This window comes from Longimicrobium sp., assembly GCF_036399255.1.
GTDB lineage: Bacteria > Gemmatimonadota > Gemmatimonadetes > Longimicrobiales > Longimicrobiaceae > Longimicrobium.
In genome coordinates, this window is the sequence record NZ_DASWNM010000062.1 from 1 (window position 1) to 11,372 (window position 11,372).

5 protein-coding genes are annotated in these 11,372 nt (G+C 74.7%); all 5 read right to left on the reverse strand.

All coding sequences use genetic code 11. From position 1 onward, the window contains the following. A partial coding sequence (locus VGC13_RS09690; protein ID WP_331125042.1) for a condensation domain-containing protein occupies positions 1 to 1,773 on the reverse strand: 1,773 nt, incomplete at its 3' end. After that, positions 1,766 to 4,810: a type I polyketide synthase gene (locus tag VGC13_RS09695; protein ID WP_331125043.1), complete on the reverse strand. Its 3,045-nt coding sequence runs from the start codon at positions 4,808 to 4,810 to the stop codon at positions 1,766 to 1,768. The genes VGC13_RS09695 and VGC13_RS09690, both read right to left, overlap by 8 nt. A gap of 83 nt (positions 4,811 to 4,893) precedes the next feature. Beyond that, a complete protein-coding gene (locus VGC13_RS09700) occupies positions 4,894 to 8,184 on the reverse strand; it encodes an amino acid adenylation domain-containing protein (RefSeq protein WP_331125044.1) in 3,291 nt (1,096 codons plus the stop codon). A 40-nt stretch (positions 8,185 to 8,224) separates the two neighbouring features. Then, positions 8,225 to 9,487, reverse strand: coding sequence for a PLP-dependent aminotransferase family protein (locus VGC13_RS09705; protein ID WP_331125045.1), 1,263 nt, complete (start codon positions 9,485 to 9,487; stop codon positions 8,225 to 8,227). A 49-nt stretch (positions 9,488 to 9,536) separates the two neighbouring features. After that, a partial coding sequence (locus tag VGC13_RS09710; protein WP_331125046.1) for a non-ribosomal peptide synthetase occupies positions 9,537 to 11,372 on the reverse strand: 1,836 nt, incomplete at its 5' end.

The window sequence follows — 11,372 nt, forward strand, 5'->3', positions numbered from 1 at the left end:
GAGCATGAAGGCCAGGCGCTCGGCCGGATAGGCGGGGTCCAGCGGGAGGTAGGCCCCCCCGGCGCGGAGGATGCCGAGCACCCCCGCCACCAGGTCCGGACCGGGCTCGGCGAGGATGCCCACGCGCACCTCGGGGCCCACCCCCAGGCCGCGCAGGTGGTTGGCCAGGCGGCTGGCGCGGGCGTCCAGCTCCGCGTACGTCACCCGCTGGTCTTCGAAGACGACCGCGACGGCGTCCGGCGTGGCCGCCGCCTGCCGCGCGATGATCTCGTGGATGCACTCGTCGCCGGGGCAGGCGTGCGCGGTGTCGTTCCACGCGGCCAGCCGCGCCTTCTCGTCCGCCGTCATCACCGGCAGGCGGCTGAGGGGCGCGTCCGGATCGGCCGCGATCCCCTCCAGCAGCGTGCGAAAGCGGTCGGCGAAGCGCGCCGCCGTGGCCGCGTCAAAGAGGTCGGCGTTATACTCCAGCATGGCCCGCAGCCCCTGCGGGCGGTCCCACGCGTACAGGCCCAGGTCAAAGATGGAGGTGCCGGGATCGGCCTCCACCGGCTCGCACGCCAGCCCCGGGAGCGCAAAGGTGCCCTGCGGCCGGTGCAGCATCAGCATGGTCTGGAACAGCGGCTGCCGGCTCAGGTCGCGGGGTATGCGCAGCGCCTCCACCAGCGTCTCGAAGGGCAGGTCCTGCCGCGCGTACGCGTCCAGCGCCGTGCGCCGCGCCCGCTCCACCAGCTGGCGGAACGAGGGGTCGCCGGACAGGTCCGTGCGCAGCGCCAGCGTGTTGACGAAAAAGCCGATGAGCCCCTCGGTTTCCGCGCGGCCGCGCCCCGCGATGGGGGAGCCCACGACCATGTCTTCGCGGCCGGTGTGGCGGGCCAGCAGCGTCTGCCAGGCGGCCAGCAGCACCATGAACAGCGTGGCGCCGTGCTCGCCGCCAATCGTCCGCAGCCGGTCCGTGAGCTCCGTGGACAAATCCAGGCGGTGGCGGCCGCCGCGGAACTTCTGCACGGCGGGGCGGGGGCGGTCGGCGGGAAGCTCCAGCAGGTCCGGCGCGCCCTTCATCCGCTCGGTCCACCAGTCCAGCTGCGGCTGCAGCGCCTCCGCCGTGCCGTGCTGGCGCTGCCAGGCGGCGTAGTCGGCGTACTGGATGGGCAGCGGCTCCAGCGGCGACGGCCGGCCCTCGGCAAAGGCGCCGTACAGCGCGCCCAGCTCGCGGAACAGCACGCCGAACGACCACGCGTCGCCCACCACGTGGTGCAGGGTCACGATCAGCGCGTGGTCATCAGCGCCGAGCCGGAACAGGCGGGCGCGGAAGGGCGGCCCCCCGGCCAGGTCGAACGGGCGGCGCGCCTCGGCCGCCAGGGCCGCGCGCAGGGCGTCGTCGTTCGCGTCGGAGAGGACGTCGACCGGAAGGACGAAGGGGGGCGGGGAGAGCGGCGCCTGCACCGGCTCGCCCGCCACCTCGCGGAACACGCTGCGCAGCACGGCGTGGCGGGCCACGATCTCGCCCAGGGCACGCTCCAGCGCGGGCACGTCCAGCGCGCCGCGCAGCCGCAGGGCGGAGGGAACGTTGTAGAAGGCGTTCCCCGGCTCCATGCGGTCCAGGAACCACAGGCGCCGCTGGGAGAACGAGAGCGGCGCCGGCTCCTCGCCGCGCGCGGGGATGGCGCCGGGGGCCGCGGCGGGGGCGGCACCGGACTGCTGCGCCCGCCGCAGCTCCAGCAGCCGGCGCTGGGCCGGGGTGAGCCTCGCCAGGCGATCGGCCAGCTCAGTCATGGCCGCCCTCCCCCGCGCCCGTCGCCAGCAGCGCCTCGATCTCCTCGTCGCTCAGGTCCTCCACGCCCGCCAGCAGCGCGTCCAGCTCGTCGTCCGCGGCCGCGGGGCCGTCCACCACTGCCGCCAGCGCGGCCACGGTGGGTGCCTCGAACACGGCGCGCACGCCGATCTCCGCGCCCAGCCCGGTGCGGATTCGGGCCACCAGCTGCGTGGCCATCAGAGAGTCGCCGCCCTGGCCAAAGAAGTCGTCGTGCAGCCCCGGCGCGGCGCCGAACAGCGCCTCCCAGATGCGCCCGATGGCGCGCTCCGTCGCCGACCACCCCTTCCGCGGGTCGTCGGCCGCCGCCTCCGCTTCGTCCGCCACGGCGACCGTGGCCGGGGCCACGAAGCCGGGCTGCGGCGAGCGGTCGATCCAGAACCGCTTGCGCTCGAAGGGATAGGTGGGCAGGGGAACGCGGCGGCGAGCCTCGCCGCCGTGCACGGCGCGCCAGTCGATCTCCGTTCCCGCGGTCCAGGCGCGGCCCAGCGCGCTCAGCAGCGCCTCCACGTCGTCGTCGGCGCCGTCGGGGTGGTGGATGGAGTGGATGGCGGTCGATCCCGGTACCTGCCGTTTGACCAGGGACGAGAGCGTGCGCCCGGGCCCGCATTCGATGAAGACGCGCTCGCGCCCCTCCGCCGCCAGCGTGGCTACGCAGTCGGCAAAGCGTACGGCCTGGCGCAGGTGGCTGGTCCAGTAGGCGGGATCGACGGCCTCCGCGGGCGTGATCCACGTCCCTGTGAGGTTCGACACCCAGCGCAGCGCCGGCGCGTTGCGGGCGGTGCCGGCCACGCGGGCGGTGAAGGCGTCCAGGATCGGGTCCATCATCGGCGAATGGAAGGCGTGCGACGTCTCCACCCGCTTCGCCTCGATCCCGTGGCCGGCCAGCTCCGCCTGCAGCCGCGCCACCTCGTCCGCGCGGCCGGAGACCACGCAGCGGTCCGGCGCGTTGATCGTCGCGACGGACACCGATCCGCCCAGCATCGGCTCCACCTCCGCCGCCCGGAGCGGGACGGCGAGCATCGATCCGGACGGGAGCGACTGCATCAGCCGCCCGCGCTCCGCGACCAGCGCCAGCGCGTCCTCCAGGGAAAAGACGCCGGCCAGGCAGGCGGCCACGTACTCGCCCACGCTGTGGCCCAGCATCGACTCCGGCGCGATCCCCCAGCTCATCCACTGCTTCGCGACGGCGTACTCCACCGCGAAGAGCGCGGGCTGGGTGAGGGCCGTCTGCTTCAGGCGATCCGTATCCTCCGAGAAGACGACGTCGCGCAGGTCCAGCCCCAGGTGCGGGCGCAGGATCTTCGCGCAGGCATCCAGCTCCGCCCGGAAGACGGGTTCGCGCTCGTACAGCCCGCGCGCCATCCCCGCGTACTGCGCGCCTTGGCCGGGGAACAGGAACACGGCGTCGGGCGCCTCGCTCCCGGCCTGGCCCGTCACGCCGCGCGCCGGGTCGGCCAGCGCCTGCGCGGCCTCGGCATGGGTGCGCGCTACGACCGCGCGGCGGTGGGCGAACCCGCGGCGCCCCTGCTGGAGCGTCCAGGCCACGTCCGCCAGCGGCTGCCCGGGATGCTGCTGCAGGTGCGCCCGCAGCCGCTTCGCCGCGGCATCCAGCCCCGTCTCCGTCCGCGCGGAGAGCACCAGCAGCTGCTCCGCGCGCGCCGGGGCGGCGGACGGAGCGACGGCGGGTGCCTGCTGCATCACCACGTGCGCGTTGGTGCCGCCGACGCCGAACGACGAGACGCCGGCGCGCCGCGGTACCCCGGCGGGCGGCGTCCACTTCGCCAGGGTGGTGTTGACGAAGAACGGGCTGGAGGCGAAGTCGATCTGCGGGTTGGGACGGTTGAAGTGCAGCGAGGGCGGGATCTCGCCGTCGCGCAGCGCCAGCGCGGTCTTGATGAGGCCCGTGATCCCCGCCGCCACGTCCAGGTGGCCGAGGTTGGTCTTGGCCGAGCCGATGGCGCAGAAGCCCGCGCGGTCCGTCCCGGCGCGGAAGGCCCGGGTGAGCGCCTCGATCTCGATGGGGTCGCCCAGCTCCGTTCCCGTGCCGTGCGCCTCCACGTAGGTGATGGTGGCGGGGGCCACGTCCGCGGCGGCGTGCGCGGCGCGGATGGCGGCGGCCTGCCCCTCTACCCGGGGCGCGGTGAAGCCGATCTTGGCGGAGCCGTCGTTGTTGATGGCCGACGCCAGGATCACCGCGTGCACGGTGTCGCCGTCGGCCAGCGCGTCCTCCAGCCGCTTGAGCGCCGCCACGGCCACGCCGCTGCCGCCGACGGTTCCCCGCGCGTCCGCGTCGAAGGCCCGGCAGTGCCCGTCCGGCGAAAGGATGTTCCCCTGCTGGTACAGGTAGCCGGTCTGCTGGTGCCCCGTGACCGACGAGCCGCCGACCAGGGCCATGTCGCAGTCGCCGCCCAGGAGCGCCTGGCAGGCCAGGTGCACCGCGACCAGCGAGGTGCTGCACGCCGTCTGCACCACGACCGCCGGGCCTTCAAGCCCCATCTTGAACGCGGCGCGGGTGGCCAGGAAGTCCTTGTCGTTCCCCATGCGCACGGCCATGTCGCCGGCCGCGGCGGCCACGTCGGGGCGCGAGAGCAGGTTCAGGTAGTAGCTGCTCATGCTGACGCCCGCGTACACGCCCACGCGGCCGGGGACGCGCGCGGCGTCGTAGCCGGCGTTCTCCAGCGCCTCCCACGCCACCTCCAGGAACAGGCGCTGCTGGGGATCGGTGACCTCCGCCTCGCGCGGGGTGAACCCGAAGAAGGCGGCGTCGAAGCGGTCCACCTCCGCCAGCGCGCCCCGCGCGGGGACGTAGGCGGGGTCGGTGCGCAGCGGCTCCGGCACCCCCGCGGCGATCAGCTCCTCGTCGCTGAAGCGGCGGATGGATTCGACCCCCGCGCGCAGGTTGGCCCACAGGGCGTCCACGCCCGGCGCGCCGGGAAAGCGCCCCGCCATTCCCACCACCGCGATCTCCAGCCCGGTGGGCTCGTTGCTCTGGCTCATCTATGGTTCGGCAAGTCGTTGTTGCTAAAAGAAGGGAATAGGGAATAGGGGACAGCCTGCTCGCCCGTTCACCCGTCACCCGTTCACCCCGTCACCCCAGCCCGTGCCCTCGCCCGCAGCCGCTGCCGCCCGTCCCGCACCCGCTCCTCGTCGGCCGAGGGAGCGGGCGGCTCGGGGGCGGGGGCCTCCAGCGCCGCGGCCAGGGCGCTCACCGTCAGGTAGCGGAACAGGTGCGTGATGGGCACCGGCACCCCGAACGCTTCGCGCAGCCGCCCCTGCACCTTCACCAGCAGCAGCGAGTGGCCGCCCAGGTCGAAGAAGCCGTCGTGCGCACCCACCGCCTCCACGCCCAGCACCTCGGTCCACACCGCGGCCACCTTGCGCTCCGCCTCGGTGCGCGGCGGCACGGCGGCCGACGTCGCGGCGCGCACGCTCTCCGGCGCGGGAAGGGTGCGCCGGTCCACCTTTCCGCTGGAGCTCAGCGGGAACGCCTCCACCACACACCAGGCGGCGGGGACCATGTACTCCGGCAGCCGCTGGCGCAGCCAGCCGCGCAGGGCCGCCGGGTCCGGCGCCGCGCCCCCGGCGGGGATCATGTAGCCGGCCAGCCGCTTCTCTCCACCGTCCGTGCACACGATGACCAGCGCGTCGCGCACCTCCGGATGCTCGCGCAGGGCGGATTCGATCTCGCCCAACTCGATGCGGAATCCGCGGATCTTGACTTGGAAGTCCACGCGCCCCAGGAACTCCAGGGCGCCGTCGGGGCGCCAGCGCACCCGGTCGCCGGTGCGGTACAGCCGCGCGCCAGGCACGCCGCTCCACGCGTCGGGGACGTAGCACTCCGCGGTGAGCGCGGGGCGCGCGTGGTAGCCGCGGGTGACCCCCGCGCCACCCACGAACAGCTCGCCGGGAATGCCCACCGGTACGGGGCGCAGCGCGGAATCCAGCACGTACGCCCGCAGGTTGGCCACGGGCCCACCGATGGGCAGCTCGCCGGTGCCGTCCGGGCCGCCCGTCCACGCCGTGGCGTAGATCGTCGTTTCCGTGGGACCGTACGCGTTCAGGAACCGCCTCCCCCGGGCCCAGCGGGCCGCCACCTCCGGCGGACAGCGGTCGCCGCCCGCGCAGATGGTCCGCACCCCGGGGAGCGCGTCCGCCGGCATCATCTCCAGCACAGCCGGCAGCGCCATCATCTGGGTGATGCCGCGGGCGCGGACCGTCTCCACCAGCTCCGCCGGCGAGGCCATGGTCTCCGGCGGGATGAAACACACCGCCGCGCCACCCGCCAGCGCCACGAAGATTTCCAGCACCGAAAGATCAAAGTTCAGCGACGCCGTCTGCGCCACCCGGTCTCCCGGCCGCACGTCCAGCCGGGAGACGGACTGGACGATCAGCCCGACCGCGCTCCCGTGCGGCACCAGCACGCCCTTGGGCCGTCCGGTGCTCCCGGAGGTGTAGATGACGTACGCCAGCGAGTCAGGGCCGGCACCCGGCGGGGGGGCGGGGCGCCGAGCGGGGCAGGCGCCGATGGCGGGGTCCTCCAGCAGCACCAGCCGACCGTCGTGCTCCGGGAGCCGATCCGCCACCGCCGCCTGAGCCACGATCACGCCGCGCCCGCACTCCTCCAGCATCCAGCGCAGCCGGTCCGCCGGGTACGCGGGGTCGAGGGGCACGTAGGCGCCGCCCGCCTTGAGTATCCCCAGCAGCGCAACCAGCGCGCTCGGGCCGCGTTGCACGCACACGCCCACGCGGCTCTCCGGGCCCACGCCAAGCGCGCGCAGGTGGTGCGCCACGCGATTGGCGCGCGCTTCCAACTCGCCAAACGTGACGGTGTCCTCCGCGTCGATCCCCGCCAGCGCGCCGGGCCAGGCGTCGGCCGCGCCCTCGAACAGGGCGTGCAGCGAGGGGGTGCGGGGCGTGGGTGCGGCCGTGTCGTTGAAGGCGCCCAGCACGCGCTCGCGCTCGGGGCCCACCAGCAGCTCCACCGCGTCCAGGCGCGTGTCGGGGTCCGCCGCCAGCGCCTCCAGCATGATGCGCAGGTGGTCGAGCAGCCGCTCCACCGTGGCCGTGTCGAACAGGGCGGTGGCGTACTCCGCCCCGCCCACGATGCCGCCGTCGTGCTCGCGCAGGCTCAGGCTCAGGTCAAAGCGCGCGCCCGCCGCGTCCGACCGCTGCGGCTCCAGCCGCATCCCCCCGATTTCGCGCGCGTCCCCGGCGTTCTGCAGCGCCAGCATCACCTGGAACAGGGGGTGGTGGCCCAGGCTGCGCTCCGTCTTCAGCAGCTCCACCAGCTTTTCGAACGGCAGCTCCTGGTGCGCGAACGCCTCCAGCGCCGTGGCCCGCACACGCTTCAGCAGCTGGCGCAGCGTGGGGCCGCCCGACAGGTCCGCGCGAATGGCCAGCGTGTTGACGAAGAGGCCGATCATCCCCTCCGTCTCCGCCCGCCCGCGGTTGGCCACCGGGGTGCCGACCACCACCTGGTCCTGACCCGACCAGCGGGAAAGGACGGCGCTGAACGCCGTCATCAGCACCATGAAGAGTGAGGCGCCCTCGCGGCGGGCCAGCGCGTGGAGCTCCGGGACGAGCGCGGCCGGCAGCTCGAAGCGCAGCATTCGCCCGCCAAAGGTGGCCTCCGGGGGGCGGGGGCGGTCCGTGGGAAGCTCCAGCAGCGCGGGGGCACCCTCCATCCGCCGGGTCCAGTACTCCGCCAGCCGGTCCATCCGCTCGCCCCGCAGGTGCTCGCGCTGCCACGCCGCGAAGTCCGCGTACTGCAGCGCCAGCTCCGGCAACGGCGACGGCCTGCCGGCGGCGAACGCCTGGTACAGCGCGGCCAGCTCACGGAACATCACGGAAACCGACCAGCCGTCGGTGACGATGTGGTGCGCGGTCAGCAGCAGCAGGTGATCGTCTGCGGCCAGCCGCACCAGTCTGGCGCGCAGCAGCCCGCCGCGCGCCAGGTCGAAGGGCGTGCACACCTCCCCGTTGGCGATGCGCAGCGACTCGGCGTCGCGCGCTTCGGCCGGGAGGGCGGACAGGTCGTCCAGGGGCAGCTCCAGAGGCGCGGCGGGGGCAGTCACCTGCACCGGCTCGCCCTCTACCTGCGTGTAGCTGCTGCGCAGCACCTCGTGCCGGCGCACCACCTCGTCGAGGGCCCGGCGCAGGGCTCCCTGATCCAGCGCCCCGCGAACCCGTACGGCGGTGGGGACGTTGTAGACGGCGCTCGCCGGGCTCATGCGGTCCAGGAACCACAGGCGCCGCTGGGCAAACGAAAGCGGAAACGCGTTGAACCGGGCCGGCGTTTCGCGAAGGAAGCGCGCCAGCAGCGCGCGCTTTTCCGGCGGCAGGCCGTCGATGCGGCCGGCGATGTCGGTCATGAGCGGGGCTCGTGGGTCTGATGGATGTCCGGGACGAGGCTCACTCCGCCGCTGCCCCGCCGCGCAGGCAGAAGCCCGCCGGCAGGGCGATCACGGGGCCGCTGGGGTGCAGCAGCCGCCCCAGCCGCGCGATGCCGTCGTGGATCTGGTCCGGGGTGGTGCGCGAAAAGTTCAGCCGCAGGGCGTCGCCGCCCCGCTCGCCGCCGCGCGCGCAGAAGGCGCGGCCGGGGATGAAGGCTACGCCGGCCTCCTCGACCGCGCGGCGCAGCAGCGCCGTGGTGTCGGTTCCCGGCGTCTGCGCCCAGACGAACATCCCGGCGCGCGGGCAGCTCCACCGCGCGTCGGCGGGAAAGTGGGCGGCCAGCGCGGCCAGCATGGCGTCGCGGCGGGCGGTGTACGCCCCGCGCAGCCGCGCCAGGTGCGCGCCGACGTCCTCGCGGTCCAGGAACGCGGCCAGGGTGCGCTGCGCGAACGAGCACACGTCCAGGTCGCTTCCCTGCTTGAGAATGGAGAGCCGCTGCACCATTCCGGGGGGCGCCACCACCCACCCCGACCGCAGCGCCGGCGCGGTGATCTTGCTGAACGAGCCCACGTACAGCGTCCACCGGGGCTCCAGGGCCCGCACGGCGGCGGGGGGCTCGCCGTCGTAGCCCAGCAGGCCGTAGGCGTCGTCCTCGATCACCGGCACGCCGTAGCGCGCGGCCAGCTCCGCCAGCCGCCGCCGGTTCGCGGCGGGCATGCTGGTGCCCAGCGGGTTGTGCCCCTCGGGAATGGCGTAGACCAGGGCGGGGCGCTCGCCGCCGGCCAGCAGGGCCTCCAGCGCGTCCAGGTCCATCCCCGTCTCCAGGTCGGAGGGAACGGTCAGCACGCGGGGCTGCAGGGGGCGCAGGGCGTTCAGCATCCCGTCGTACGCCATCTCCTCCACGACCACCGTGGCGCCGGGGGTCACCAGCAGCGTGCCCAGCAGGCTCATGGCGTGCTGCGCCCCGGAGGTCAGGAACACCTCCGCCTCGGTGCACTGCACCCCGCGGCGGGCCATCAGCTCCACGACGTGGGTGCGCAGGCGGCGCAGGGGCAGCCCGTACTGCAGCGCGCCGGGCTCGGTGCGCAGCACGTGCCGCGCGGCGCGGGCGTACGCCCGCACCGGGAACAGCTCCTCCGCGGGCATTCCCAGGGCGAACGAGAGGAGCCCCGGACGGGAGAGCAGCGTGTGGATCTCGCGCAGCGACGACTGCTTGAGGTCCCGCGTCCAGGCGGCCTGCGGGATCTCCTCCGCCGCGGCGGGGGGGAGGGGCGGGGTCACGGACGGTCCTTTCGCAAGGGATGGGGACGCGCGGGGGCGGCGGGGGGCGTCACGCGCCCTCCGCTGCGCCCAGCAGGGCCTCCGCGTCCTGCAGCGAGAGCCCTTCCAGCGCGGCCAGGATGTCTTCCAGCGAGCCGCTTCCGCGGGCCAGCGCCTCCAGGGCGGGCTCCGGGACGGGTGGAGGTGTGGCGGTGGCCGCGGCGGCCAGCGCCTCCAGGGTGGGGTGGTCGAAGAAGGCGCTCAGGGGGAGATCCATCCCGTGCTCCCGGCGCAGCCGCGACACGGCGCGCGCGGCCAGGAGCGAGTGCCCGCCCAGCTCGAAGAAGTGGTCCAACCGCCCCACCGGCCCCACCCCCAGCACCTCCGCCCAGATCTCGGCCAGCGCCGCCTCCACCTCCCCCAGCGGTGCCTCGTAGCTCCGCCGCGCGTACGCATCCCCCTCCGGCGCCGGCAGCGTCTTGCGGTCCAGCTTGCCGTTGGGAGTCAGCGGAAGCCGCTCCAGCGGGACGAAAGCCGCCGGCACCATGTACTCCGGGAGCTCCCGGCGCAGGTGCTCGCGCAGGGCTCCCGCCTCCACGTCGCCCACCACGTACGCCACCAGCCGCTTCTCCCCGGGCACGTCCTCGCGGGCCACGACCACGCAGTCGGCGACGCTCTCGTGGCGCCGCAGGACGGCCTCGATCTCCCCCGCCTCGATGCGGAAGCCCCGGATCTTGACCTGCCCGTCCAGGCGGCCCAGGTACTCCAGCACCCCTTCGGGGCGCCACCGCACCCGGTCGCCCGTCCGATAGAGCCGCGCCCCGGGCTCGCCGCCGAAGGGATCGGGAACGAACTTCCCGGCGGTCAGCCCCGGCCGGCCCAGGTAGCCGCGCGCCACCCCCACGCCCCCCACGTACAGCTCGCCGGGGACGCCGACCGGCGCCGGCCGGCCGGCCGCGTCCAGCACGTACACCCGCACGTTCTCCAGCGCCCGGCCGATCGCCGGGGCACGCCCATCCGCCTCGCAGCGGGCGGAGGTCGCGCAGACCGTGGTCTCCGTCGGCCCGTAGGCGTTCACGAAGGCACGGCCCCCGCTCCACCGCTCCACCGTGGCGGCGTCCACCGCCTCCCCCGCGCTCACCACCGTGCGCAGCTTCGGCAGGTCGTCCGGCGCGAGCACGGCCAGCACCGACGGCGGCAGGGTGGCCACGGTGACCCGCCCGCGCCGCAGCGTCTCCAGCAGCCCCGGACCGGGGAGAAGCTCCTCGCCCGGCGCCATCACCAGCGTGGCCCCGGTCAGCAGCGCGTCGAACAGCTCCGCCACCGCCGCGTCGAAGGAAAGCGAGGCGAACTGGAGGACGCGGCTGGTGCCGTCGATGCCGAAGCGCCGGGCCTGCGCGTTCGCCAGGTTGGGGACGCCGCGGTGGGGCACCATCACCCCCTTGGGCGTCCCCGTGCTCCCGGAGGTGTAGATCACGTACGCCAGCTGGTCGGACCGTGCGCCGCGCTCCGGGTTCTCCGCGGACTCCGCCGCGATCCGCTCCTCGTCTCCGTCCACGCTCACCACCGCGACGGGGCCGCCGACGGGGAGCGCCGCGCGCAGCGACTCCTGCGTCACCAGCACGGGCACGGCCGCGTCGGCCAGCACGAACGCCAGCCGCTCCGCGGGATAGGCGGGGTCCAGCGGCACATAGCAGGCGCCGGACTTGAGCACGGCGAGCATCGCGGTGACCAGGTCCGCGGTGCGCTCCACGCTGACCGCCACGCGGACCTCCGGCCCCGCGCCCAGCGCGATCAGGCGGCGGGCCACGCGGTTGGCGCGGCGGTTCAGTTCCGCATACGACAGCCGCTCGTCTCCCGCCACCAGCGCGAGAGCGTCGGGGGTCCGCGCCGCGTGCGCCTCCAC